21 protein-coding genes are annotated in these 24928 nt (G+C 72.2%); 8 read left to right on the top strand and 13 right to left on the bottom strand.

The window, feature by feature from the left end:
• The first annotated feature begins 146 nt into the window (after window positions 1–146).
• Complete coding sequence (locus ACFFIA_RS20725; protein WP_377253194.1) at window positions 147–497, top strand: PH domain-containing protein; 351 nt, start codon at window positions 147–149, stop codon at window positions 495–497.
• Here the strand turns inward: ACFFIA_RS20725 and ACFFIA_RS20720 are convergent.
• A complete protein-coding gene (locus tag ACFFIA_RS20720; protein ID WP_377253192.1) occupies window positions 491–1417 on the bottom strand; it encodes a 2-hydroxyacid dehydrogenase in 927 nt (308 codons plus the stop codon). The genes ACFFIA_RS20725 and ACFFIA_RS20720 overlap by 7 nt on opposite strands.
• 214 nt (window positions 1418–1631) lie before the next feature.
• On the opposite strand from ACFFIA_RS20720, the gene ACFFIA_RS20715 reads away from it, so the two are divergent.
• Together ACFFIA_RS20715 and ACFFIA_RS20710 are read left to right on the top strand one after the other, a co-directional pair.
• Window positions 1632–2828 carry a PQQ-dependent sugar dehydrogenase gene (locus ACFFIA_RS20715; protein ID WP_377253387.1) on the top strand — a complete coding sequence of 399 codons (1197 nt, stop codon included), beginning with the start codon at window positions 1632–1634 and terminating at the stop codon, window positions 2826–2828.
• 46 nt (window positions 2829–2874) lie between these two features.
• Window positions 2875–4440: a metallophosphoesterase family protein gene (locus tag ACFFIA_RS20710; RefSeq protein WP_377253190.1), complete on the top strand. Its 1566-nt coding sequence runs from the start codon at window positions 2875–2877 to the stop codon at window positions 4438–4440.
• 48 nt (window positions 4441–4488) lie between these two features.
• On the opposite strand, the gene gatB is transcribed toward ACFFIA_RS20710, so the two are convergent.
• The 3 genes from gatB to gatC all read right to left on the bottom strand — a co-directional run bounded on the left by gatB (window position 4489) and on the right by gatC (window position 7830).
• Window positions 4489–5982, bottom strand: a complete 1494-nt coding sequence (gene gatB / locus ACFFIA_RS20705) for an Asp-tRNA(Asn)/Glu-tRNA(Gln) amidotransferase subunit GatB (protein WP_377253189.1) — start codon at window positions 5980–5982, stop codon at window positions 4489–4491.
• On the bottom strand, window positions 5979–7457 hold the full coding sequence (gene gatA, locus ACFFIA_RS20700) for an Asp-tRNA(Asn)/Glu-tRNA(Gln) amidotransferase subunit GatA (RefSeq protein WP_377253188.1): 1479 nt from the start codon (window positions 7455–7457) through the stop codon (window positions 5979–5981). The genes gatB and gatA overlap by 4 nt, the downstream gene beginning before the upstream one ends.
• A gap of 73 nt (window positions 7458–7530) precedes the next feature.
• Window positions 7531–7830 carry an Asp-tRNA(Asn)/Glu-tRNA(Gln) amidotransferase subunit GatC gene (gene gatC / locus ACFFIA_RS20695; protein WP_377253187.1) on the bottom strand — a complete coding sequence of 100 codons (300 nt, stop codon included), beginning with the start codon at window positions 7828–7830 and terminating at the stop codon, window positions 7531–7533.
• Window positions 7831–8132: 302 nt separating this feature from the next.
• On the opposite strand from gatC, the gene ACFFIA_RS20690 reads away from it, so the two are divergent.
• From ACFFIA_RS20690 to ACFFIA_RS20675, 4 genes are read left to right on the top strand one after another with little or no spacing between them, the layout of a single operon-like run.
• Window positions 8133–10172: a HAMP domain-containing protein gene (locus ACFFIA_RS20690; protein WP_377253186.1), complete on the top strand. Its 2040-nt coding sequence runs from the start codon at window positions 8133–8135 to the stop codon at window positions 10170–10172.
• Between the two features lies 1 nt (window position 10173).
• On the top strand, window positions 10174–11352 hold the full coding sequence (gene pgsB / locus ACFFIA_RS20685) for a poly-gamma-glutamate synthase PgsB (RefSeq protein ID WP_377253184.1): 1179 nt from the start codon (window positions 10174–10176) through the stop codon (window positions 11350–11352).
• Complete coding sequence (locus tag ACFFIA_RS20680) at window positions 11349–11840, top strand: poly-gamma-glutamate biosynthesis protein PgsC/CapC (RefSeq protein ID WP_377253183.1); 492 nt, start codon at window positions 11349–11351, stop codon at window positions 11838–11840. The genes pgsB and ACFFIA_RS20680 overlap by 4 nt, the downstream gene beginning before the upstream one ends.
• A gap of 12 nt (window positions 11841–11852) precedes the next feature.
• Window positions 11853–12896: an NlpC/P60 family protein gene (locus ACFFIA_RS20675; protein WP_377253182.1), complete on the top strand. Its 1044-nt coding sequence runs from the start codon at window positions 11853–11855 to the stop codon at window positions 12894–12896.
• Window positions 12897–12905: 9 nt separating this feature from the next.
• Here the strand turns inward: ACFFIA_RS20675 and ACFFIA_RS20670 are convergent, their stop codons facing one another.
• Both ACFFIA_RS20670 and ligA read right to left on the bottom strand, forming a co-directional pair.
• On the bottom strand, window positions 12906–14960 hold the full coding sequence (locus tag ACFFIA_RS20670) for a putative bifunctional diguanylate cyclase/phosphodiesterase (protein WP_377253181.1): 2055 nt from the start codon (window positions 14958–14960) through the stop codon (window positions 12906–12908).
• A gap of 123 nt (window positions 14961–15083) precedes the next feature.
• Window positions 15084–17210 carry an NAD-dependent DNA ligase LigA gene (gene ligA, locus ACFFIA_RS20665; RefSeq protein WP_377253180.1) on the bottom strand — a complete coding sequence of 709 codons (2127 nt, stop codon included), beginning with the start codon at window positions 17208–17210 and terminating at the stop codon, window positions 15084–15086.
• A 41-nt stretch (window positions 17211–17251) separates the two neighbouring features.
• Between ligA and ACFFIA_RS20660 the strand changes: the two genes are divergently transcribed.
• Window positions 17252–18616: a TrpB-like pyridoxal phosphate-dependent enzyme gene (locus tag ACFFIA_RS20660; RefSeq protein ID WP_377253178.1), complete on the top strand. Its 1365-nt coding sequence runs from the start codon at window positions 17252–17254 to the stop codon at window positions 18614–18616.
• Between the two features lie 158 nt (window positions 18617–18774).
• On the opposite strand, the gene ACFFIA_RS20655 is transcribed toward ACFFIA_RS20660, so the two are convergent.
• The 7 genes from ACFFIA_RS20655 to ACFFIA_RS20625 form a co-directional block, all read right to left on the bottom strand.
• On the bottom strand, window positions 18775–19512 hold the full coding sequence (locus ACFFIA_RS20655) for an ABC transporter permease (protein ID WP_377253177.1): 738 nt from the start codon (window positions 19510–19512) through the stop codon (window positions 18775–18777).
• A 2-nt stretch (window positions 19513–19514) separates the two neighbouring features.
• Entirely contained in the window at window positions 19515–20375 is an 861-nt protein-coding gene (locus ACFFIA_RS20650) for an ABC transporter ATP-binding protein (protein WP_377253176.1), read from the bottom strand.
• A gap of 1 nt (window position 20376) precedes the next feature.
• The gene (locus ACFFIA_RS20645) at window positions 20377–20679 is read right to left on the bottom strand and encodes a winged helix-turn-helix domain-containing protein (RefSeq protein ID WP_377253175.1); all 303 of its coding nucleotides are present in this window, start codon (window positions 20677–20679) and stop codon (window positions 20377–20379) included.
• Window positions 20676–21314: a transporter gene (locus ACFFIA_RS20640; protein WP_377253174.1), complete on the bottom strand. Its 639-nt coding sequence runs from the start codon at window positions 21312–21314 to the stop codon at window positions 20676–20678. Before ACFFIA_RS20640 ends, ACFFIA_RS20645 begins: the two co-directional genes overlap by 4 nt.
• 64 nt (window positions 21315–21378) lie before the next feature.
• Window positions 21379–22350 carry a uroporphyrinogen decarboxylase/cobalamine-independent methonine synthase family protein gene (locus ACFFIA_RS20635; protein ID WP_377253173.1) on the bottom strand — a complete coding sequence of 324 codons (972 nt, stop codon included), beginning with the start codon at window positions 22348–22350 and terminating at the stop codon, window positions 21379–21381.
• Window positions 22343–23422: a tRNA 2-thiouridine(34) synthase MnmA gene (gene mnmA / locus ACFFIA_RS20630; protein ID WP_377253172.1), complete on the bottom strand. Its 1080-nt coding sequence runs from the start codon at window positions 23420–23422 to the stop codon at window positions 22343–22345. Before mnmA ends, ACFFIA_RS20635 begins: the two co-directional genes overlap by 8 nt.
• 198 nt (window positions 23423–23620) lie before the next feature.
• Window positions 23621–24784, bottom strand: coding sequence for a cysteine desulfurase family protein (locus tag ACFFIA_RS20625; RefSeq protein WP_377253171.1), 1164 nt, complete (start codon window positions 24782–24784; stop codon window positions 23621–23623).
• Window positions 24785–24928 lie beyond the last annotated feature (144 nt).

Below are 24928 nucleotides of genomic sequence, written 5' to 3'. Positions count from 1 at the left end.
GGAAATCGGGAAGCGAGGAAATCGGGAAGCGAGGAAATCGGAAGCGAAGAAGAGGCCCTTTCCCGTGCCGATCGCTAGCAAGGTGCCCATGGCGGCACACCATGCCCGCCGTATGACGGAAAGTAACCCGTGCAAGGATCGGTGGCGTGACCATCCGCTTCCGGCCGCACGGCGCCATCGCGATCGCGGCCCTCATCGCCCTGATCGGGGCGCTGCCGCTGGCCACCGCGGGCTGGTACTACCTGCCCGTGCTGCTCGTGCCGCTCCTGGTGGCGGCCTGGGCGCTGCGCGCCGGCACCGAGGTGAGCCCCGACGGGCTGCGCGTGCGCGCGCTGCTCGGCCAGCGCCGCATCCCCTGGTCGGAGGTCAGCGAGCTTGGCGCCGACCACCGAGGCCGAGTGCTGGCCCGGCTGACCGACGGGCAGGTCGTGCCGCTCACCTCCGTACGCGACCGCGACCTGCCCCGCCTCGCCGAGGCCGGCAACCGGGATCAGTAGCCGTCGGTCACCTCGTTGATCAGCGGCGTGCCGTCGACGAAGCGGCGCAGTTGCTCGCCCACCAGCCGGTACGCCCGCGGCAGCAGCCCGCGCACCGAGCCGCCCACATGCGGGGTGAGCAGGAAGTTTGGCATGTTCCACAGTGGATGACCGGCGGGCAGCGGCTCGGGCTCGGTGACGTCGGCGGCGGCCGCGATCCGCCCGCTGGCCAGCTCGGCGACCAGCGCGTCGGTCTGCACGACCGGCCCCCGCGCGCCGTTGACCAGCAGTGCGCCGTCGGGCATCGCGGCGAGGAAGCGCGCGTCGACCATCCCCCGGGTCTGCTCGGTGAGCGGCACGATCAGCACCACCACGTCGTGGTGCGGCAGGAGGTCGGGCAGCTCCTCGACACTGTGCACGCCCTCGTCCGGGCGGGCGGTGCGGGCGACCCGGGTCAGCGACACCTCGAAAGGCGCCAGCCGGGCCGCGAGCGCCGCGCCGATCGACCCCGCGCCCACGATCAGCACGCGCTTGCCGGCCAGCTCGTCGGTCGGCGCGTGCTCGCCGTACGACCACTCGCCGCGCGCCTGCGCCCGGATGAACGCGGGGAACGCCCGCACGTACGACAGGATCGCCGTCATCACCCACTCGGCGGTCGGCGAGTCGTGGACGCCCCGCGCGTCGCAGAGCAACACGCCCTCGGGCAGCCGCCCGACCCAGGCGTCCGCGCCCGCCGAGAGGAGCTGCACGACGCGCAGGTCGGGCATCTTGGCGGCCAGGCTCGCCGACTCGGCGAGGGCGAGGAAGGGCGGGACCCAGAACTCCACGCCCCCCAGGTCGGACGGGAGCGCGTCGGGGCGCGCGGCCACCTCCACGGTCACGCCCGCCGGCACCTCGCCGATCAACCCCGTGCCCTGCTCGTGAGGGATCCAGATCTTCACAGCTCACGACAGTAACGGCAGCGCACGGCCGGGGTACAGCCGCCGGACAAGCGCCCGCCAGCTTCCCCCGCGGCCTCGACCCGCATGACCCCGGCACTGCCGCATGCCGTGCCGGCCCCGTGCTGCTCCGCTTCCTGCTGATGCGGGGGTGGGTCGCCCAGCGCACTTCCCTCTTGAGCGGAACCTCGCGCGTGGCATCCGCCTCGTCCTGCGCGTGGTCACCTCCACACACAGCGCACGCGGCTACCCTGGCCGGGTGGACGCGCGCCCCCCGTACCGTGCCACCGTCGCCGCCCTGGCCCTGACCCTGGCGGTCGGCGGTTGCACCTTCGGCCCGCCCAAGCCCGACGAGGCCGGCGAGCCGCCCACGTTTCCCACGCCCAGCGTGACCGCCACTCCGCCGTCGGGCAACGACCAGGAGATCGCGGCGACGGTGGTGGCCAAGGGCTTGCGCGTGCCCTGGGGCATCGCCTTCCTGCCCGACCGGGGCGCGCTGGTCACCGAGCGCGACACCGCCAAGATCCTCAAGGTCGGCCCCGAGTCCGGCACCGACGGGCTCAAGGTCACCACCGTCCAGACCCTCCCCGAGGTGCACGCGGAGGGTGAGGGCGGGTTGATGGGCATCGCCGTCTCCCCCGACTACGACGACGACAAGACCGTCTTCGTGTACTACTCCACCGAGACCGACAACCGCATCGCCAAGCTCACGCTGGGGCAGCGTCCGGTGCCGATCGTGACCGGCATCCCGCTCTCCGGCATCCACAACGGCGGGCGGCTGGCCTTCGGCCCCGACGGCTTCCTCTACGCCACCACCGGCGACGCCTCCGAGCGCGGGTTGGCGCAGGACACGGGCAACCTGGGCGGCAAGATCCTGCGCATGCGGCCGGACGGCAAGCCCGCCCCGGGCAACCCGATCCCCAACTCGCTGGTCTGGTCCTACGGGCACCGCAACGTGCAGGGCATCGCCTGGGACCAGGGCAAGCGGATGTACGCGACCGAGTTCGGGCAGAGCACCTGGGACGAGATCAACCAGATCCAGCCAAACAAGAACTACGGCTGGCCGGTGGTGGAGGGGCGCGGAAACGATCCCAAATACACCAATCCGATGGTCGTCTGGTCGCCCGCCGACGCGTCCTGCTCCGGCCTGGCCGTGGTCGAGCGGCTGCTGATCGCCGCCTGTCTGCGCGGGCAGCGGCTGTGGTCGGTCGAGCTCACTCAGGGCGGCACCGTCTTCGGGCAGCCGCGGTCGCTGCTCAACGAGCAGTTCGGGCGCCTCCGGACAGCGATCACGGCGCCGGACGGCTCACTTTGGGTGACGACCTCGAACCACGACGGCCGCGGCGAGCCGAAGCCCGAAGACGACCGGATCCTCCGGCTGGTCTTCTCGGGGGGCGGAGCTGGAAAAAGCTAGGGCCAGGTTTTGGCACTAGCGGTGCCGGGCACGGCAGAATCTTGTGATGGAAGAGCGCACGGACAGTGACCGTCGCATCGCTTCAGCGGTGCGACGCTTTGTGGGCGCACTTCGCCCCATTCCGTCCGCTTTCCGGTCGACTGCCGCCCGCCGCATCGGGCTCGGACTGCTCGTCCTCGCGGTGGCCGTCGTCGGTGTGGTGGCGGGCGTGCTCCTCGGCGCGCGGACGGAGACCGACGTCGGCCCGTTCCGGGCCGAGATGTCGATCATGCCGTCCTTGGTCGGCGACACCGAGGTGGCGATCCCCCCTCTTGGCTCGCTCCACCTGAACAGCCACGACGGCCCCGTCCACCTGAACGTGAGCCTCGGCGCGCTCGACCCCGGGCGCACCGAGGCGCTGATCGACGACCCGGCGGGCATCACGCGGGCCAGCCAGACCGCCGTCACGGACGTCCGGCAGGGCCTCATCCAGCTGGCCATGCGCACGGTCGGGGTCTCCGTGCTCTTCGCCATGGCACTGGCCGCGCTGGTCTTCCGGAACGTCCGCCGGGTCGCCTGGTCGGGCGTGCTGGCGCTGGCCATCGTCGGGGGAAGCCTGGGCAGCGCGATCGCCACCATCCATCCCGACTCGATCGAGGAGCCGCGCTACGAGGGCCTGCTGGTCAACGCGCCGGCCGTGGTCGGTGACGCGCGCCAGATCGCCAACGACTACGGAAAGTACGCCGAGCAGCTCCAGCAGCTCGTCGCCAACGTCAGCCGCATCTACACCACGGTCTCCACCCTGCCCGTGTACCAGCCCGCGGAGGGCACGACCCGCGTCCTGCACGTCTCCGACCTGCACCTCAACCCCACCACGTGGCCGATGATGCGCACCGTCGTGGAGCAGTTCGGCATCGAGGCGGTGATCGACACGGGCGACATCACCGACTGGGGCAGCGAGCCGGAGGCGTCGTACGTCGCCTCGATCGGCCTGCTCAAGGTGCCGTACGTCTTCATCCGGGGCAACCACGACTCGGCCGCCACCGGCGCCGCCGTGGCCCGCCAGCGCAACGCGATCGTGCTCGACAACTCGATCACCAACGTGGCCGGCCTCACCATCGCCGGCATCGGCGACCCGCGGTTCACGCCCGACAAGGCGACCTCACCGGCCGGCTCCGGCGCCTCCAAGCAGACCATCGAGCAGGTCATCGGCGCGGGCGAGCAGTTGGCCGCCACGATCCGCGGCTCGGGGCAGCCGGTCGACATCGCGCTCGTACACGACCCCGCCTCGGCCGGCGCGCTCTCCGGCACCTGCCCGCTCGTACTGGCCGGGCACACGCACTCCCGCGACGTACGCACGCTCGACCAGGTGCCCGGCCAGATGGCCACGCGCCTGATGGTGGAGGGCTCGACCGGCGGCGCCGGGCTGCGCGGCCTGGAGAAGGAGGAGCCGCAGCCGCTGGTGATGTCGGTGCTGTACTTCGACAGCGAGACCCGGGCGCTCCAGGCGTACGACGACATCAAGGTGGGCGGCACCGGCCAGTCGCAGGTGACGCTGGAGCGGAAGGTCATCGAGGACGAGCAGGTGGCGCCGGCCGAGGGCCAGCGCCCCGCCCCGACCCCGACCCGCTGAGCCCCGCTCGCCGCGCGCGGGGCGCGTGCGGCGAGCGGACAGCGCGCGTCAGGACAGGCGGGAGATGATCAGCTCGCGGACGGTCTTGGCGTCGGCCTGGCCACGCGTGGCCTTCATGACCGCGCCGACCAGCACGCCCGCCGCCGCCACCTTGCCTTCGCGGATCTTGGCGGCCACGTCGGGGTTGGCGGCGATCGCCTCGTCGACGGCGGCCGTCAGCGCGCCGGTGTCCGACACGACCTCGAGGCCGCGAGCGGTCATGATCTCGGTCGGCGAACCCTCGCCCGCGATCACGCCCTCCAGCACGGTACGGGCCAGCTTGTCGTTGAGCTTGCCCTCGTCGACCAGGCGCTGGAGCTCGGCGACCTGCGCGGGCGTGGCGCCCACCTCGATCAACTCGATGCCGGCCTCGTTGGCGCGCCGGGCCAGCTCGCCCAGCCACCACTTGCGGGCGCCGTCGGGCGACGCGCCGGCCGCCACCGTCTGCTCGATCAGCTCGACCGCGCCGGCGTTGACCACCGACTGCATGTCGAGGTCGGAAAGGCCCCACTCGGTCTGGAGCCGCTTGCGGTGCACGCGCGGCAGCTCCGGCAGCGAATCCTTCAGAGTGGCGACCCAGGCGGGGTCTGGAGCGAGCGGCACCAGGTCGGGCTCGGGGAAGTACCGGTAGTCGGTCGCCGTCTCCTTGGAGCGCCCGGACGTGGTGTCGCCGGTGTCCTCGTGGAAGTGGCGGGTCTCCTGCGTGATCCGGCCACCACCGTCGAGGACCGCGGCCTGGCGGAGCATCTCGGCGCGTACGGCCCGCTCGACCGAGCGGAGCGAGTTGACGTTCTTCGTCTCGGTGCGCGTGCCCCACTCGGTCGAGCCGACGGCCATCAGCGAGGTGTTGACGTCGCAGCGCAGCGAACCCTGCTCCATCCGCACGTCGGAGACGCCGAGCGAGCGGATCACGTCACGCAGCTCGGTGACGTACGCCCGCGCCACGATCGGGGCCAGCGCGCCCGTGCCGGGGACCGGCTTGGTGACGATCTCGACCAGCGGGATGCCGGCGCGGTTGTAGTCGACCAGCGACTCGGTCGCGCCGTGGATGCGCCCGGTCGCGCCGCCCACGTGCTGCGTCTTGCCGGTGTCTTCCTCAAGGTGGACGCGCTCGATGCCGATCCGCACGATCTCGCCCTCGACCTCGACGTCGAGCCAGCCGTCAACGCACAGCGGCTCGTCGTACTGGCTGATCTGGTAGTTCTTCGGCATGTCCGGATAGAAGTAGTTTTTCCGGGCGAAGCGCGACCAGGTGGCGATCGTGCAGTTGAGCGCGAGGCCGATGCGGATGGTGGCCTCGATCGCCGCCCGGTTGGCCACCGGCAGCGAGCCGGGCAGCCCCAGGCACACCGGGCAGATCCGCGTGTTGGGCTGGCCGCCGAAGTCGATCGGGCAGCCGCAGAACATCTTCGTCTTCGTGCCCAGCTCGACGTGCGTCTCCAGGCCGATCACCGGCTCGTAGCGGGCGACGACGTCTTCGTAGGTCGGAAGGGTGACGGTCATGACAGCTCCCTGGGAGTCAGCGTGCCGACCGCGGACTCCAGCGCCGCCGCGACCCGGTACATCCGGTCGTCGGCGAGCGTCGGGGCCATCACCTGGAAGCCCACCGGCAGCCCCTCCGACAGTCCACAGGGGACGGAGATGGCCGGGCCGCCGTACAGGTTGACCGGGATCGTGAAGAGGTCGGCCAGGTACATCTGGTAGGGGTCGGCGGTGCGCGAGCCGAGCGGGAAGGCGACAAACGGCGTGGTCGGCGAGACCAGCACGTCGACCTGCTCGAAGGCGGCCGTGAAGTCCCGCGTGATCAGCGTGCGCACCTTCTGCGCCTGCCCATAGTAGGCGTCGTAGTAGCCGCTGGAGAGCGCGTACGTGCCGATGATGACCCGCCGCTTCACCTCCGGACCGAAGCCGGCCTCGCGGGTGAGCGACATGACCTCCTCGAGCGCCTTGGCGCCGTCGTCGCCGACCCGCAGGCCGTAGCGGACGCCGTCGAAGCGCGCCAGGTTGGAGGAGCACTCGCTCGGCGCGATCAGGTAGTAGGCGGGCAGCGCGTACTGGAAGTGGGGGCACGAGATCTCGACGACCTCGGCACCGAGCTTGGTGAGCGCGTCGAGCCCGTCGCGGAAGGCGGCCGCCACGCCCGGCTCCGCCCCCTCGGCGCCGAACTCGCGCACCAGCCCCAGCCGCACTCCGGTCAGGTCGCCGGTCGCGCCCTGCCGGGCGGCACCGACCACGTCGGGCACCGGCTGCGGGATCGAGGTGGAGTCGCGCGGGTCGTGGCCGGCCAGCACCGCGTGGAGCAGGGCGGCGTCCTCGACCGTACGCGCACACGGCCCCGGAGTGTCCAAAGAGGAGGAGAAGGCGACCAGCCCGTAGCGGGAGGTGCCGCCGTAGGTGGGCTTCGCCCCGACCGTACCCGTGACGGCTCCCGGCTGGCGGATCGAGCCGCCGGTGTCGGTGCCCACGGTGAGTGGCGCCTCGTAGGCGGCCAGCGCGGCGGCGCTGCCGCCACCGGATCCGCCCGGGATGCGGGTGAGGTCCCACGGGTTGTAGGTGGGGCCGTACGCCGAGTACTCCGTCGACGAGCCCATCGCGAACTCGTCCAGGTTGGTCTTGCCGAGGATCACGAGCCCGGCCGCGCGCATGCGCTCGACGATCGTGGCGTCGTAGGGCGGGCGCCAGCCCTCAAGGATCTTGGAGCCGGCGGTGGTGGGGACGCCCCGCGTGGCCACGATGTCCTTCACGCCCACCGGCACGCCGGCCAGCGGGCCGAGCGACTCACCGGCCGAGCGGCGCTCGTCGATCTCCAGTGCGGCGGCTCGCGCGCCCTCGGCGTCGACGTGCAGGAACGCGTGCACCCGGTCGTCGACCTCGGCGATCCGCGCGAGGTGCGCCTCGGTGACCTCCGTGGCGGAAGCCTCGCCGCTCGCGATCGCGGCCGCGAGCCGCGCCGCGCTCATCCTCGTCAGGTCACTCACGGCCGTCCTCGCTTCGCTGCGGGCGGCCGCAAGGCTCCAAACGCACTAAATCTGATGCTTCGCTCGCTCACGGTCACGCCTCCTCTTCCAAGATCCGGGGTACGCGGAACCGGCCCTCTTCCACGTCGGGCGCGCCGGCGAGCGCCGCCTCGGGCGTGAGGCAGGGCATCTCGACGTCGTCTCGCAGCACGTTGGTGAGCGGCACGGAGTGTGACGTCGGCGGGATGTCCTCGGCCACGACCTCGCCCACGCGGGCGACCGCCTGGAGGATCACGTCGAGCTGGCCGGCGAAGAGGTCGAGCTCCTCTTCCGAGACGGCGAGCCGCGACAGGCGCGCGAGGTGCGCGACCTCCTCGCGGGAGATGGCGGCCATGAGTGCCCCCTTCGAGACGACCGGCTTGTGGACCGAGCGTGGCACTCGCCCGGTGACCCGAGCGAGTTTATGACCCCAGTGAGTTTAGTTAGCCACCCTCCGCCGTCCCGCGCCCGACTCCCCCGACACCGGCGGCGCCGAGCAAAACGGTGCGCTGTCGACCGAACTCCTCGCGGTCTCACTCCGTATAACCCGGTATGCCCATACGGCGTGAGGTGATCCTGCCTGCCGCCGATCCTCTCGTCGCATGGCGGCGGATCGCGCTGGACAAGCAACTACCCGCACCGAGGTTTCCGAGCGGCGTGCGCGCACCCTCCGTGGCTCTGCTCGGCGCGCTGCTCGTGCTCGCGGTGGTGAGCGCCGTCTATCTGGGCATGTTCCACGGACGGGTGATCCCGCAGGCGGTGGTCGACTCGCAGAACCGGCTGGTCACCAGCCTGGCCCGCGCCCTCAACGCGACCGTGACCACCGGTGTGGAGGAGATGGAGACGGCCGCCGAGCGGGTTCAGCCGGGCGGCGACCCGGCGGCACTGCTCGCCACGGCCGCGGGCGGCGGCACCGCGTGGGCCGGCGCGGTCGTGCTCGACGGGGGTACCCGCCAGCCGGTGGCCGCGCGCGGCGAGCCGGTCCCGGTCGCGAACGTGCCGGCCGACGTACCCAGCACCACCGTCACGCCCCTGCTCCAGGGCGCCGAGCCGCGCGCGTTGATCGTCGCGCCGCTGCCGGACGGGCGGCTGCTCGCCGGCATGACCTCGCTGCGCGTACGGCCGCTGCGCCTCGCCCCCGACGCCCAGCAGTCGGTGCTGGTGGGGCTGCCGAGCGGGGAGAGCGCGGTCGTACAGGGCGCGCCGCCCACGGGCGGACCGGCCGGCGAGGTCATCCGGCGCACGCTCGCCGAGACGGTGGACGGACGGGCGGTGCGGTCGAGCGGCGGGCCGGCCGGGAGCGCGCTGCTGGTGGTCGCCGCGCCGGTCGGTTCGCTCGGCCTCGCGGTGGCCTCGACCGTCTCCGCGCCCGTGATCGACGTGGGCTCGCCGTGGAAAGGGCTGGTGCCCGCCGGCGGGCTGGTCGTGGCCGCGCTGCTCGCGTTCTGGGTCGCCCGCGCCGCCGTGGTCCGCCCCGTGCGGCGGCTCCTGGCCCGCGCCAAGGCGGACGCCTGCGGCGACCGCGCACCGCCAGGCAAGATCAAAGGATCCGCCGAGGTACGCCGCATCGCCGCCGCCCTCGATGACCGCGCCCGCCCCCGTGGGGTACCGGCGGTGGTGTTGCTGCTCGGCATCCCCGCGATCGTGTTCGGCTGGTCCGGCGCGGTGGGGTACGCGTTCGCCGGCGGGCCGGTGCCCGTACCCGCGCAGGTGGTCCTGGACAGCGAAAACCAGGTGCGGGCCGCGACGGTGGCGCTCGGCGAGTCGCTCGACGGCGGGCTGCGGCAGGTGACCATCGCCGCCGCGCAGAACGCCCAGACCGCACCGCAGCGGCTCGGCCCGGCGCTTGAGGGGCTGGTGGGGAGCGACAGCCGCTACCGGGGCGCGTACGTGACCGACCCCGAGGGGCGCGTCGTCACCACCGCCGGGCGCGAGCCGCTGCGGCAGGAGGAGGCGCTGCCCCGCGAGAGCGGCGTACGGCTGGCCAACACCGGCGGGCGCCTGCCGGTCATCTACGCGTACGCGCACCGGCCGGACGGGCACAGCGTGGTGGTCGAGTTCGACGTGCCGCAGCTCGCCGACCTGCTGCGCCGGGCCGACGGGCGGGTCCGCGTGGTCGACGCCGAGCTGCGCACGATCCTCGACACCGAGGGCTTCCGGGCGTTCCAGCCGCTGGCCGGCGGAGAGGCGCGGGCGACCGCCACGGCCGCACTCCAGGGACGCGCCGGGGCCAGGGTCGCCGGGGCCGCGCTCGTCGCCGGTACCCCGCTGGCCGAGCCCAGCTCCGCCGCTGGGCTGCGCTGGTCGGTGGTGGCCGAGCAGGCAGTCGGTGATCTCGCACTGCCGGTCAACAGCCTGCGCCGGGCGAGCCTGGTGCTCGGCGGCGCCGCGGCCGTACTCGCCGTGATCGCGCTCGGCTGGCACTACTTCGTGCTGCTCGTACCGCTGCGCCGCCTCGCCGCCGCCGCGGACCGCATGGCCGACGGCGACACCGAGACGGTGATCTCCCCGCACCGGCCGGACGAGATCGGCGCGGTGGCGAGCTGCCTGGAGATCTGCCGCCAGGTACGCGTGCACGGGCCGACCCGCCTCGGCGGCGCCGAGCGGCTGCGTGGCACCGGCGCGGCGCCCACGGTCGTCGTGCGCCGCCCGCCCAACCGCCGCAAGACCGGCGCGCGCCGCGCGGGGAGGCGCTGACGTGCTCTTCCTGTACGGCGTCTTCGCGACCAGCTGCCTCGTGCTGCTCGTCGCGGGCATCGTCGAGCAGCGGGGGCACGAGGCCAACCTGCGGCGCATCCCCACGCGCATCCTGGTCAACGGCATCCGAGGCAAGAGCTCGATCACCCGCCTCTGCGCGGGCGCGCTCCGCGGCGGCGGGCTCGCCGTGGTCGCCAAGACCACCGGTACGGCCGCCCGCTTCATCTTCACGGACGGCAGCGAGGAGCCGATCTACCGCAAGTTCGGCATCGCCAACGTGGTGGAGCAGATCGGCATCGTCCGCCGCGCCGCGATGTTCCACCCCGACGCGCTGGTGATGGAGTGCATGGCGGTGATGCCGGCGCTCCAGGAGATCAACCAGGAGAAGCTGATCAAGTCGACGATCGGCGTGCTGTGCAACGTACGCGAGGATCACCTGGCCGAGATGGGCCCCACGCTCGACGACGTGGCCCGCTCGCTGAGCCGCTCGATGCCGGTCGGCGGCGTGTGCGTGACGGCCGAGCGGGAGCGGCTGCACATCCTCCAGGAGGAGGCGGCCAGGCGCGGGTGCCGCCTCGTCGCGATCGACCCCGAGACCGTGACCGACGAGGAGATGCGCGGCTTCGGCTGGATCACGTTCAAGGAGAACGTGGCGATCGCGCTCGCCGTCGCCCAGCTCATGGGCATCGACCGGTGGGACGCGCTGAAGGGCATGTACGACGCGCCGCCCGACCCCGGCGTGCTGACCGTGGAGACGTACGAGGCGAACGGGCGGCGGCTGCGCTTCGCCAACGTCTTCGCCGCCAACGACCCCGAGTCCACATTGCTCAACGTGCGCCAGCTCGCCCAGCAGGGGCTGATCCGGCGGCCGGTGCACCTGGTGATCAACTGCCGGCCCGACCGGGTCGAGCGCAACGGGCAGATGGGAGCACTGGTGCCGCGGCTCGACCCGGACCGCGTACTGCTGATCGGCGAGCCGACCCGCAGCGCGCTGGCCAGGATTCCGGAACGGTGGCAGGGCCGGGTACTCGACCTCGGCGGGCGGCAGCGCCCCGGCGCCATGCTCGACGCGCTGATGGGCCAGGTACGCGGCACGGCCTCGGTGGTGGCGGTCGGCAACATCCACGGGCAGGGCGAGGTGCTGCTCGACGAGCTGGCCCGGCTGCGGGGTGCGCGTTGACGGTCATCCCGGGCGGGGAGCTGAGCCCGCAGTTGGCGACGATGTGTCTCGGCGTGGGGCTGATCTTCGCGCTGGTCTGCTACCTCACCACCAACCTCTCCCCCGGCGGCATGATCACGCCCGGCTGGATGGCGCTCGCCATGGTCGAAGACCACCTCCAAGCCGGCGTGATGGTGGTGATGACGGTGGTGACCTTCGGGCTCATGAAGGTGCTCCAGAAGATCGTCATCCTCTACGGCAAGCGCCTCTTCGCCGCCGTCGTACTGCTCAGCGTGCTGCTCCAGGTCACCGCGTTCCTGATCATCCAGCGCGACGTACCGCTGCTCTTCGCCCACCAGACGCTCGGCTTCGTCGCGCCGGGCCTCATCGCGTACCAGCTGATCCGCCAGCCCAAGGGCGCCACCATCCTCGCGACCACCGTCGTCTCCGCGGCGACGTACGGCGTGGTGATCAGCGGCATCCTCACCGGCCTGGTGCCGGTGACGTAGGAGGGAGTGTCGATGTACCAGCACGATGGCGACTGGCGGGCCGACCGGCGCCGCACCGACCGGCGGCGCTGGCTCGGCGCGGGCGCCGCGGCCCTGCTCGTGCTCGGAGTCGGCACTTTGGTCGTGTACCAGGCGCGAAGCGCGTCCCCCTCCACCCCCGCGGCGGCCACCGGCCCCGAGGCGAAGCCGGAGGCGGTCCCCCCGCCCGTCGAGGAACTCCAGTTCAAGCGCGTGAGCGACCCGCCCCGCACGCTGGTGGTCGACGCGGCCGGCGGCACGCTCGCGGTCTTCACCGACAAGGCGCGCACGGTGCGCGTCACCGGCCCCAGCCGTACGTTCGCCGAGGAGGCGCACACCACCGCGACGGTCACCACCGACGCCTGGATACGCATCGCTCCGCGCGTCTGGCAGAAGTCGTCCGAGAGCGAGACCTGGGTACGCCCCTGGCTGGAGAAGGCCCTCGCCGACCGCAGCCCCGACGCGCTGGCGATCGCGATGGAGTACGTCGAGGGCGGCGAGCGCGACGCCGCGTTCGGCCCGCTCTCCGACACCGACCCCGACGGCCGCGCCGAGCGCTCCGACTTCTACGACTACCTCGGTATCGAGTGGGAGTTTCCGGACGGCAAGAAGGAACGCCCCGACCCCGACCACATCCGCAGCCTCGACTGTTCCGGCTTCCTCCGCATGGTGTACGGCTACCGCATGGGCTATCCCCTCCGCGGCACCAACACGCGCGGCGCCGGCCTGCCACGCCGCGCGTACGCGATGGCCGGCTTCGGCCCCGGCCTCCAACTGATGCCCAACCGCGGCACGCAGGCCCGCGAGTACGAGCTGCTGAACGCCGGCGACCTGGTCTTCTTCAACGGCGGCCCGGTCCTCAACGACCACATCGAGCACATGGGCATGTACCTCGGCGTCGACAGCGAGGGCCGGCACCGCTTCATCTCCAGCCGCACCAAGGCCAACGGCCCCACGCTCGGTGACACCGGCGGCGACTCCCTGCTGGACGGCTCCGGTCACTACGCCGTCCGCTTCCGCACCGCCCGCCGCATCTGACCCGGAGCCCTACGCGGGCTCCTCTGTGGGGCCGTTGGGTTTGAGGGCGCGGTAGCGGGACAGCCACGCCACCAGCTCCTCCGCCGGCATCGGGCGGGCGTAGAACCAACCCTGCGCCACGTGGCAGCCGGCGGCGTGGAGGAGGCGCCACGTGCGCTCGTCCTCGACGCCCTCGGCGACCACCCGCAGCCCCAGCGCGCCGGCCAGCTCGATCACCGAGCGGACGATGGCGGCGTCGTCGGCGTCGGTGGCCATGCCGAGTACGAAGGAGCGGTCCACCTTGACCTCTGCGAGCGGCAGGCGGCGCAGGTGCTGCATCGACGAGTAGCCGGTGCCGAAGTCGTCGAGTGCGATGGCCACGCCGATCTTGTCGAGCCGGGCGATGGTGGCCAGCACGCGACGGGGGTCGGCCATCAGCGCGCTCTCGGTGATCTCCAGTTGGACGCGTTCGGCGGGGAGGCTGTACCGGACGAGGAGGTCGGCGATCTGGTCGACGATCTCGCCATCGTGCAGGTCACGGACGCTCACGTTGACCGCGGCGCGCAGGTCGAGGCCGGCGGCGCTCCACTTGGCGACCTGCTCGATCACGTCGTCGACGACCCGGCGCGTGAGCAGCCGCATCACCGCGCTCTGCTCGGCGACCCGGATCAGCTCCTCGGGGTCGACCATGCCGTGCCGCGGATGCCGCCACCGCAGCAGCGCCTCGACGCCCACCACCTCGCCGGTGTCGATCGCGATCTGCGGCTGGTAGTACATCGTGATCTCGCGGCTGCCCGTGTGGTCGAGCGTCCGCCGGAGGTCGGCGAGCAGGCTCAGCCGCTCCGGCGAGTTGTGGTCGGACTCGGGCGCGTAGACGGCGACCGTGTCGCCCCGGTGCTTGGCGTCGTACATGGCCACGTCGGCGTGGCGCAGCAGGGTCGCGAAGTCTTCGCCGTGGGCCGGGTACACCGCGATGCCCACCGAGCCGGAGACGTCGAGCGGCAGCCCGTCCAGCGCGACCGGCTCGGCCAGCGCCTCCACGACCCGGGCGGCCAAATCGCGGGCATCCTCGACGCCGGCCAGCCCCGGTGCGAGGATCGCGAACTCGTCACCGCCGAGGCGGGCGACGATGTCGCCGGGGCGTACGACGCCGGTGAGGCGGCCGCCCACCTCCACCAGCAGCCGGTCGCCGACCGCGTGCCCCAGCGCGTCGTTGACGTGCTTGAACCGGTCGAGGTCGAGCACCAGCAGCGCCAGGTGCCCGTCAGTGCCGCCGTTGGCGAGCCGCTCGGCGTGCGCGGGCACCTGGTCGGCCACCTCGCCGAGCAGCGCTTTGCGGTTGGCCAGTCCGGTGAGCGGGTCGACGCGGGAGCGTTCCTCCTGCTCGGTCGAGAGGCGGGCCATCCGGTACACCGCGTAGAGCGGCACCACCACCAGCGGGATGAGCGCGGCACTCGCCTGCGCGGCGGCCAGCAGCACCGGGCTGAGCAGCAGCAGCGCGCCCATCGAAAGCAGCTCGAACGGGAGCCCTTGGCGGAACATCGCCCACCACCGACCGCCGAAGAGCAGGCGTACCGCGATGGTGACCGAGCCGTACTTGACCACGAACCAGGCCGCCGCGGCCGCCGCCACCACCGCCACGTCGCCCCAGCCGATCTTTTCGAGGTCGGCGAGGCGGCTCACCCCGTACGCGGCGGAGAGGGCGATCGCGTACTGGGAGGCGTTGAACGCGGCGCGCCACCACACGTGTCGCATGCGCCACGAGGAAACCACGACCGCCGCGGCCTGCACGGCGATCGCGGGCGCCAGTCCCCAGCCCAGCATGATCGCAAAAGTGAAGCAGGTGGACGGGAACACCGCCGAACTCTGCCGTCGCCCGGGCGGGGTGAACGGGCGCGCGTCCACCAGCACCGCCAGCCCGGCCATCACCCAAAACGCGGCCGGCAGGTCGGCCACCTGACCCGGCAGGCGGGCCAGCGGTACCGCGCCGAGAAGGGCGGCCACTGTGATGACCGCCAATACGAATGCGAAGAATGGACGAGCCCGTTCGGCAGGAACGGAGTTCCGCGACGCTGCGGCCTCCATGCGATCCTCCCGCCGTCACACCTGTCCGCGAACCGTCCACCACCATAGGTGCGCGAACGCGCCAGGCAGGGAGTATTCGCCAACAGTCGTAACTAACTTGAGATACGCGAGTAGACGCGCCCGTTATTCATCCACGCTCTGTGCCACCTCTCGAGCGGCTTCCGCCCCACGCTCGAGCAAAACATCGAAACCGGCCTCGTCGAGCACCGGCACCTTCAGCGAGACCGCCTTGTCGTACTTCGATCCTGGATTGTCGCCGACCACCACGAAGCCGGTCTTCTTCGAGACCGAACCGCTCACCTTGCCGCCGCGCGCGGTGATCTCCTCGGTGGCGCGGTCGCGGGAGTACGTCGAGAGCGTGCCGGTCACCACGACCGTGACCCCCTCCAGCGGGCGCGGACCCTCGTCGACCACCTCCTCGGCCATGCGCACGCCGGCCCGCCGCCACTTGTCGACGACCTCGCGGTGCCAGTCGACGGTGAACCACTCCCGCAGGCTCTCCGCGATCGTCGGCCCCACGCCCTCGACCCCGGCGAGCTCCTCCAGCGACGCCTTCTCGATCGCGTCCATCGAACGGAAGTGGCGGGCCAGCGCCTGCGCGGCGGTGGGCCCCACGTGGCGGATGGAGAGCGCGACCAGCACGCGCCAGAGCGGCCGCTCCTTCGCCTCCGCGAGGTTTTCCAGCAGCTTGGTCGCATTGCTGCCGAGCGAGCCGTCCTTGTTGACGAAGAAGTCGGAGCGCATGAGGTCGTCGGCGGTCAACTCGAACAGGTCGCCCTCGTCCTGGATGACGCCCGACTCCAACAGCGCCACCGCCGCCTTGTAGCCGAGCACCTCGATGTCGAACGCGCCCCGCCCGGCCAGGTGGAACACACGCTCGCGGAGCTGCGCGGGACAGGAGCGGTTGTTGGGGCAGCGGATGTCGATGTCGCCTTCTTTGGCGGGCGCGAGCGGTGAGTCGCACTCGGGGCACCGCTCGGGCATCTCGAACCGGCGGGCGCCGTCTGGCCGCAGCTCCATCACCGGGCCGAGCACCTCGGGGATCACGTCGCCGGCCTTGCGAATCACCACCGTGTCGCCGATCAGCACGCCCTTGCGCTCGACCTCGCGGGCATTGTGCAGCGTCGCGAGCGCCACCGTCGAGCCGGCGACCCGCACCGGCTCGAGCACCGCGAACGGCGTGACCCGCCCGGTGCGCCCCACGTTGACGCGGATGTCGAGGAGCTTGGTGTTGACCTCCTCGGGCGGGTATTTGAACGCGATCGCCCACCGTGGCGCCCGGCTGGTCGAGCCGAGCCGCCCCTGGATGCTCACGGGGTCGACCTTGACCACCACACCGTCGATCTCGTGCTCGACGTCGTGGCGGTGCTCCCGGTAGTACCCGATGTACTCCCGCACCCCGGGCAGGTCTGGCTTGACCTGCCACCGCTCGCTGACCGGGAGGCCCCAGCCCTTCAGCACCTCGTAGGCGGCGCTCTGTGCCGGCGGCTGGAAGCCGTGGCGGGCGCCGATGCCGTGCACCACCATGCGGAGGCCGCGCGAGGCGGTGATCCGGGGGTCCTTCTGCCGTAGGCTGCCGGCCGCCGCGTTGCGCGGGTTGGCGAACGGCGCCTTGCCCTGCTCGACCAGGCCCGCGTTGAGGTCGCCGAAGGCGGAGACCGGGAAGTAGACCTCGCCGCGCACCTCGACGAAGTCGGGCACCTCGTCGCCGGCGAGCCGCTCGGGCACGTCGCGGATGGTGCGCACGTTGTTGGTCACGTCTTCGCCGGTGCGCCCGTCGCCGCGCGTGGCGGCCCGCACGAGCCGCCCCTTCTCGTATGTCAGGTTGACCGCCAGCCCGTCGACCTTCAGCTCGCACAGGTAGGGCACCGGGCCGCCGGCATCGCGCTCGACCCGCTCGGCCCAGGCGGCCAGCTCCTCGTCGTCGAACGCGTTGTCGAGCGACATCATCCGCTCGGCGTGCTCCACCGGCGTGAAGAGCGTGGAGAAGGTGCCGCCCACGCGCTGAGTGGGCGAGTCGGGGGTGCGAAGCGCGGGGAACTCCTCCTCGAATGCCTCCAGCTCCCGCAGCATCCGGTCGAACTCGGCGTCTGAGACGGTCGGCGCGTCGAGCACGTAGTACCGATACTGATGATCGGAAACCTCGGCGGCGAGCGCGGCGTGACGCTCGCGGACATCGGCCGGCGGCTCTTTGCCAGCCGCCTCCACCTGCTCCGCAGTGACCTGCTGTGGGATGACTTCCTCAGACACCACTGCACCGTAACCGCTGGGTACGACTAAGTTGACTGACCATGAGTGAGCCGACCAAAATCTTGCTCGACGAGTCTGAGATGCCTCGTCGTTGGTACAACGTGCTCGCCGATCTGCCGAGCCCCCCGCCGCCGGTCCTGCACCCCGGCACGCTCCAGCCAATCGGTCCAGACGACCTCGCGCCGCTCTTCCCGATGGAGCTGATCCTGCAGGAGGTGGCCACCGACCGGTGGATCGACATCCCCGACGAGGTGCTCGACGTCTACCGGCTCTGGCGCCCCTCGCCGCTCTTCCGCGCGCACCGGCTGGAGAAGGCGCTCGGCACCCCCGCCAAGATCTTCTACAAGTACGAAGGCGTGTCGCCGGCCGGCTCGCACAAGCCCAACACCGCCGTCCCCCAGGCGTACTACAACGCGGCCGCGGGCATCCGCCGGCTCACCACCGAGACCGGGGCGGGGCAGTGGGGCACCGCGCTCGCGTTCGCCTGCTCGCAGTACGGGCTGGACTGCGAGGTGTGGCAGGTGCGCGCCTCGTACGACCAGAAGCCATACCGGAAGATCATGATCGAGACGTTCGGCGGCGTGATCCATCCGTCCCCTTCGGACCTCACCGCCGCCGGCCTCGCCGTGCTGGAGAAGGACCCCCGCTCGCCCGGCTCGCTCGGAATCGCGATCTCCGAGGCGGTCGAGGTGGCCGCGCAGAACCCGGACACCAACTACGCGCTGGGCAGCGTGCTCAACCACGTACTGCTGCACCAGACCGTGATCGGTGAGGAGGCGATCGCCCAGTTCGCCAAGGTGGGGCTCACGCCCGACGTGATCGTGGGCTGCACCGGCGGCGGATCCAACTTCGGCGGCCTCGCCTTCCCCTTCCTGCGCGAGAAGCTCGCCGGCCGCATGGACGTCACCATCCGCGCGGTCGAGCCCGCGAGCTGCCCGTCGCTGACCAAGGGCGTGTACGCGTACGACTTCGGCGACACCGCCGGCATGACCCCGCTGATGAAGATGCACACGCTGGGGCACGACTTCATCCCCGACCCGATCCACGCCGGCGGCCTGCGCTACCACGGCATGTCCCCGCTCATCTCGCACGTCTACGAGCTGGGGCTGATCGAGGCGGTGTCGAAGACGCAGCGGGAGTGCTTCGAGGCGGGCGTACGCTTCGCGCGCACCGAGGGCATCGTCCCCGCCCCCGAGCCGACACACGCGCTGGCCGCCTGCGTCGACGAGGCGCTGCGCTGCAAGGAGACCGGCGAGGAGAAGGTGATCCTCACGGCGCTCTGCGGGCACGGTCACCTCGACCTGGCCGCCTATGGTGCGTACCTCGCCGGCGACCTGGTCGACCACGAACTCTCCGACTCCGACGTGGCCTCCTCGGTCGCGGCGCTGCCGAAGGTGCCCGCCTGAAGATCGTTCCCAAGAGGCGACGCCACGGAAACAGCCCTTGGCGATCCCGTGGATCGCGGACGGTGCGGCCGCGGGAGCAGCGGCCCGGAGCACGGCGGACATCGCGGTAGCCCTATGTCTTGTCTTGCCTTGGATCGTCCCGAGGGTTCCTCGCCGGATCAGGCGAAGCGGGCGCCTTCGTCGCGTCGGTGGGCCCAGGCGGCCAGCGCGGCCATCGCCAGGGTCCAGGCCGCGAGGGCGACCATCGATGTCGGCGACACGCGGAAGTCGCCGACCGCGGCCCACACCAGCTCGACGGCGCCGCGGGTCGGAAGGTAGGGCGCGATCGTCTCGACGAAGCCGGGCGCGTTGTTGGGCGCGGAGAGGAGTCCGCCACCGAAGGCGAGGGGAAAGAAGATGATCTGGGCGACGGCGAGGGCGGCCTTCGTGGGCAACGCGTAGCCGATCGCCAGGCCCATGAACGTGAAGGGCAGCGCGCCGACCACCACGCTCCCGAGCGCGAGCAGGAGCTGCCCGGGCGAGGCCGACGCGGCGGTGAACAACCATCCGATGAGGACCACGGGCACCAGCGAGATGCCCATGAACGTGAGCCCCGAGAGGATCCTGCCGGCGAACGCCGCGGCGGGCCCGGCCGGCAGTGTGCGCGTGTACGCGTCCCAGGGCTGGGCGCGGTCCTCGGCCACGCCCACGCCGTAGGTGAACAGCGAGCTGGTCATGACCGCGAACATCACCATCGACGCGGTCGCGTACGTGGCGGCGACCGGCTCGTCACCGGCGAACGGCACGACGAAGAACAGCATCGAGGCGGCCGGGAAGAAGGCCCCGCCGACCACCGCGACCGGGACGCGGATGGTCTCCAGGATGCGGAACCGGGCATGGGTCAGGGCGAGGGACATGGCTACCGTCCGGTCAGGGTCAGGAACGCCTCTTCCAGCGTGGTCGGCTGGACCTGCAGGCCGTGGAAGGGCACCCCGGCGTGCACGAGGTCGCGGACCAGCTGGTCGGCGTCGGCGGTGAACAGGGAGGTGCGGCCGTCCACCCGCTCGAGGCCGACGACGTTGGGCAGGTCGGGGAGGTCGGGGGCGGTGAGGCTGACCCGGTGGATGCCGACCATGCCGCGGATCGAGGCCACCGTGTCGTCGGCGAGCACACGCCCCTGGCCGAGCACCACCACCCGGTCGGCGAGCGCCTCGATCTCTTCCAGGTAGTGGCTGGTCAGCACGACCGTATGCGCCCGCCCGAAGTCCCGGATCGTGTCCCACAGCGCCCGCCTCGCCCGCACGTCGAGACCGGTGGTGGGCTCGTCGAGGAAGACCAGCCGCGGCCGGCCGACGAACGCCAGCGCGACGGCCAGCCGGCGCTTTTCCCCGCCGGACAGGCCGCCGGTCTGCCGCCGGGCCAGATCGGCGAGGCCGAAGCGGTCGAGCAGGTCGCCGGTCGGGACCGGGTCGGCGTAGTGCGCGGCGACGAACGCCACGCACTCGTGCACGCGCAGCGTGCTCGGCAGCCCGGTCTCCTGCGGCGTCACACCGATCTCGCGGCGGCACGCGGGGTCGCGGGGGTCACCGCCGAACAGCTCGACACGGCCGCTGGTCGGGCGCCGCAGCCCCACCAGCAGACTGATCAATGTGGACTTGCCGGCACCGTTGGGGCCCAGCATGCCCACCACCCCGCCCTCGGGGATGTCGAGCGTCACCCCGTCGAGCGCGAGGTTGGCACCGTAGCGCCGGGTGGCCTCGATGGCCCGGGCGAGCGGCATTTCACAGCTCCTTGGGTTGGTCGATGAGCGCCCGCACGGCGGCGGTGTAGTCGTCGAAGGCGAGGCGCCCGCGGCGGGTGAGCCCGGCGGAGGTCGACGGCGTACGCCCGCGGAACGACTTGACGACCTCGACGTAGCCGGCCTGCTCGAGCTTGGTGAGGTGGACCGAGAGGTTGCCGGCGGTCATGTCCAGGATCTCCTGGAGGCGGGTGAACGTGATGCGGTCGCCCTCGCCGACGCTGGACAGGACGGCCATGATGCGGAGCCGCGCCTGGGCGTGGATCACCGGATCGAGGTCCTTCACAGCCGCAGACCCCGGAGCCACAGCAGGACGCCGATCAGGATCATCCCGCCCCCGCCGCCCACCGCGATCAGCAGCGAGTGCCATCCCGGCCCGGCGTAGACCCCGACGATGTTGATGAGCGTCAGCCAGGCGCCGAGCACGAACATGTCGCGGGAGAGCCAGATGGCAGCGCCCGCCATGTACATCACGCCGACCGTCCCCACCGAGACCGACGCCCAGAGCAGGCCTCGCTGGGGCTCGGGCAGGAACTGGTCGAACCGGCTGACCGTGCTGCCCACCCCGGCGAAGGCGAAGAACCAGGCGAACCCGTAGGCCATGCCCTGCCAGGACGAGCGGCCCTCGACGTGCCGCCCCTTCTCCGCGGAGACGACGACGGTGCTGACCATCGCGAGCGCCCCCAGGGTGAAGAGGGCGGTGAGCGGAAGCCAGGCGGGGAGGTGCACGAAGACCCGGTCGTCCGGCCCGTGGCGCAGGAAGAGCAGGCCGAAGCCGACCAGCCACGCCACGCCCCAGGGCAGGAAGTAGACCAGCGGGCTGAGCGCGACGCTCCGGCTGGCCGCCGCCTGCTCGCGCTGGATGAGCTCGAGCGACTCCGCGGGCGAGGCGGGTGGGGCATCGTCGTCGGTCGGCGTCATGCAAACTACTTTATGCCATAAACCTCTTTGCGCAAACCGCCCGCTGGTCGCGTGCGACCGGTCGTCAGCTCTCGGACAGGCGCTGGGCGGCCTCGCGGACCGCCGTCAGCGCGCGGCGGGCTTCGGGCAGCGTCGACCCCGCGAGCCCGCACGCCGGCGTGACCACGACCTGGTCGGGCAGCCGCTGATCGGGGAAGCCGAGCTGTCGCCACACGCCGCGCACCTGGTCGGCGACGGCGGCACCCGTGCTCTTGCCGGCACCGGCGAAGAGGCCGAGCCCGGCGTCGATCGCCTCGCCGAGCGGGTCGAGCTTGTCGACCAGCGACAGGTCGAGCGCGACCGCCGCCGCGCCGCTGGAGCGGATCACGTCGAGCGGTACGCCGGGCGCGCAGCAGTGCGCCACGACCGGCGCCCCGGCCGCCTCCACGACCGTGCGAAGCAGCGTGCTGGCGGTCGACGCCTCGATCGACCGGTACGTGTGCAGCCCGCTGTCCGTCGCGATCCGCCCGGCCAGCGCGTCCGGCAGCGAGGGCTCGTCGAGCTGGAGCAGGATGGTGGCGGCGGGCAGCCGGCGGCGTACGTCGGCCACGTGCGCCCGCAGCCCCTCCGCCAGCGACTCGCTCAGGTCGCGCACCGCGCCGTGGTCACGGAGCACGCGGCCGCCGAGCGCGAGGTCGATGTTGGCGGCGAGCGTCAGAGGCCCGGCCGCCTGCACCTTGAACGTCCCGTCGAACTCCCCCGCCTGCTCGGTCATCTGGTCGAGGTCGCGCTCGATCAGGTCGAGGGCGCGGCGGCGGTCACGGCCGGGGCGGGCGGCGACCCGCCAGCGGGCCGCGTACAGCTCGACGGGCAGGTCGACCAGGAACGCCGCGCCCCGCCCGATGATGTCGGCGCCGGGGCCGCGGTCGGGCAGCTCGGGCAGGTGCGGGAGGTCGGGCAGCTCGCCGAGGACGATCCGCTGCGCCTCGGCGATGTCGGTGCCGGGCAGCGAGCCGATCCCCGTCGACGAGCCACGCGGCCAGGGAAAGTCAGTCACGGCTGCCAATCGTCGCCGATCCGAGCACGACGTCGCCCGCCGGGTCGGGCCGGTAGGCCACCAGGGCCTGCCCCGCCGCCACTCCCCGCGCCGGGCGGCGCAGCGACGCGCGCAGGCGGCCGCCGTCCAGCTCGACGGTGGCCGGCGTGCTCTCACCGTGGGCACGGAGCTGCACCTCGCACTCGACCGGCCCGTGCGGCTCCGGCCCGCCCGTCCACACCGGACGGTCAGCGACCACTTCGGAGACGTCGAGCAGCTCGGCCGGCCCGACCGTCACGGTGTTGGTGACCGGCGTGATCGACAGGACGTAGCGCGGCCGCCCGTCCGCCGCCGGCTCGCGGAGGGCGAGGCCGCGGCGCTGCCCCACCGTGTACGCGTACGCCCCGCTGTGCGCGCCCAGCACCGCGCCGGTCCGCGCGTCGACGATGTCGCCGGGCGCCTCGCCCAACCGGTCGGCGAGGAAACGGCGAGTGTCGCCGTCGGCGATGAAGCAGATGTCGTGCGAGTCGGGCTTTTCGGCCACCGCCAACCCACGCTCGGCCGCCTCGGCGCGCACCTGCGCCTTGGTCGAGTCGCCGAGCGGGAACATCGACCGGTCGAGCTGGTCGCGGCGCAGCACCGCGAGCACGTACGACTGGTCCTTCGCGAGATCCACACTGCGCCGCAGCAGGCCGTCGGCGCCGAGGCGCGCGTGGTGGCCGGTCACGACCGCGTCAAAACCCAGAGCCACGGCCCGGTCGAGCACCGCGGCAAACTTGATCTTTTCATTGCAGCGCAAGCAGGGATTGGGGGTACGACCCGCCGCGTACTCGGCCACGAAATCGTCGACCACGTCTTCGTGGAAGCGGTCGGCCATGTCCCACACGTAGAAGGGGATGCCGATCACGTCAGCGGCGCGGCGGGCGTCTCGGGCGTCTTCCAGCGTGCAGCATCCACGGGCGCCGGAACGGTAGGTCTGCGGGTTGCGCGCCAGCGCAAGGTGCACGCCGGTGACGTCGTGCCCGGCCTCGGCCGCCCGCGCGGCAGCCACCGCCGAGTCGACCCCACCGGACATCGCGGCCAGGACTCTCACCCGACAACGGTAACCGGACCCTCTTTCTCCACGAAGTCGAGGAACGCCCTGGCGAGCGCTGAGGGGCGTACTGTGGTTTCGCCTGCTCGCCCGGGTCGGCCCGGTCGCCGCCGTGACGGTCACGCTCCTGGCCCCGGTCTTCGGCGTGCTGTGGAGCTCTTTCAAGCTCGCATATCCGAGACAGGGCGCGGAGCGAGGTCAGCGGGCGGCGGCTCGCCGGGCCCGTTCGACCGCGCCGGGCAAGGCTGCCACCAGCGCGTCCACATCGGCGGAGGTGGAGGTGTGGCCGAGGGTGAAGCGCAGTGACGAGCGGGCACGGTCGTCGTCGGCGCCCATCGCCAGCAGGACGTGTGACGGCTGGGCCACGCCCGCCGAGCAGGCCGAGCCGGTCGAGCAGGCGATGTCCTGCGCGTCGAGCAGGAGAAGCAGCGCGTCGCCCTCGCAGCCGGGGAAGGACAGGTGGGCGTTGCCCGGCAGCCGGTCGCTCGGGTCGCCGTTGTAGATCGCGTCGGGGACCGCCTGCCGTACCCGGGAAACCAGGTCGTCGCGGAGTGCGCTCAGGCTGGCCGAGGTCTCCTGCTGTGCCTTCACCGCGGCCTCGACCGCGACGGCGAACGCGGCGATGGCCGGGACGTCGAGCGTGCCGGAGCGTACGTCACGCTCCTGCCCCCCGCCGTGCAGCAGCGGCGTGCAGGCGACATCGCGGCCGAGCAGCAGCGCGCCCACGCCGGTGGGTCCGCCGAGCTTGTGGCCGCTGATGGTGAGCGCCGCCGCGCCGCTGCCCGCGAAGTCGACCGGCACCTGGCCGACCGCCTGGACCGCGTCGGTGTGAAACGGGACGCCCGCCTCGGCGGCGAGTGCGGCCAGCGCGGTCACCGGCTGGAGGGTACCGACCTCGTTGTTGGCCCACATCGCGGTGACCACGGTGATCTCGTCACCGGCGGCATCGAGCAGGGCCTGCAGCGCGTCCACCGGCACCCGGCCCAGTGGATCGACCGGAAGCCAGGTGACCTCGGCGTGCTCGTGCTCCTCCAGCCACCGCACCGAGTCGAGCACGGCGTGGTGCTCGACCGCGCTGGCGACCACGCGGTTGCGCCCGCGGGCGGTGTCGCGGCGGGCCCAGTGGATGCCCTTGACGGCGAGGTTGTCGCTCTCGGTGCCGCTGCCCGTGAAGACCACCTCGGAGGGGCGGGCGCCGAGTGCGGCGGCGATCCGCTCGCGCGACTCCTCGACGGTGCGGCGGGCCCGCCGGCCGGGGGCGTGCAGCGACGAGGCGTTTCCGACGTCGCGGGCGGCGGCGACGTACGCCTCGATCGCCTCGCCGAGCATCGGCGTCGTCGCGGCGTGATCCATGTAGGCCATCGCACATCAGCCTAATGCGCCGGGCCGGGGAGGTTCCCCGGCCCGGCCTGTGACATCTACGCCCGCTATTTACGCTTGCGGATCTCGTCGGTCGCCTGGGGGACGACCTTGAACAGATCACCAACCACACCGAAGTCAGCCAGC

The sequence above is a fragment of the Phytohabitans kaempferiae genome, from assembly GCF_042433955.1.
Lineage (GTDB): Bacteria > Actinomycetota > Actinomycetes > Mycobacteriales > Micromonosporaceae > Phytohabitans > Phytohabitans kaempferiae.
This window is presented reverse-complemented; position numbering and strand designations above follow the sequence as displayed.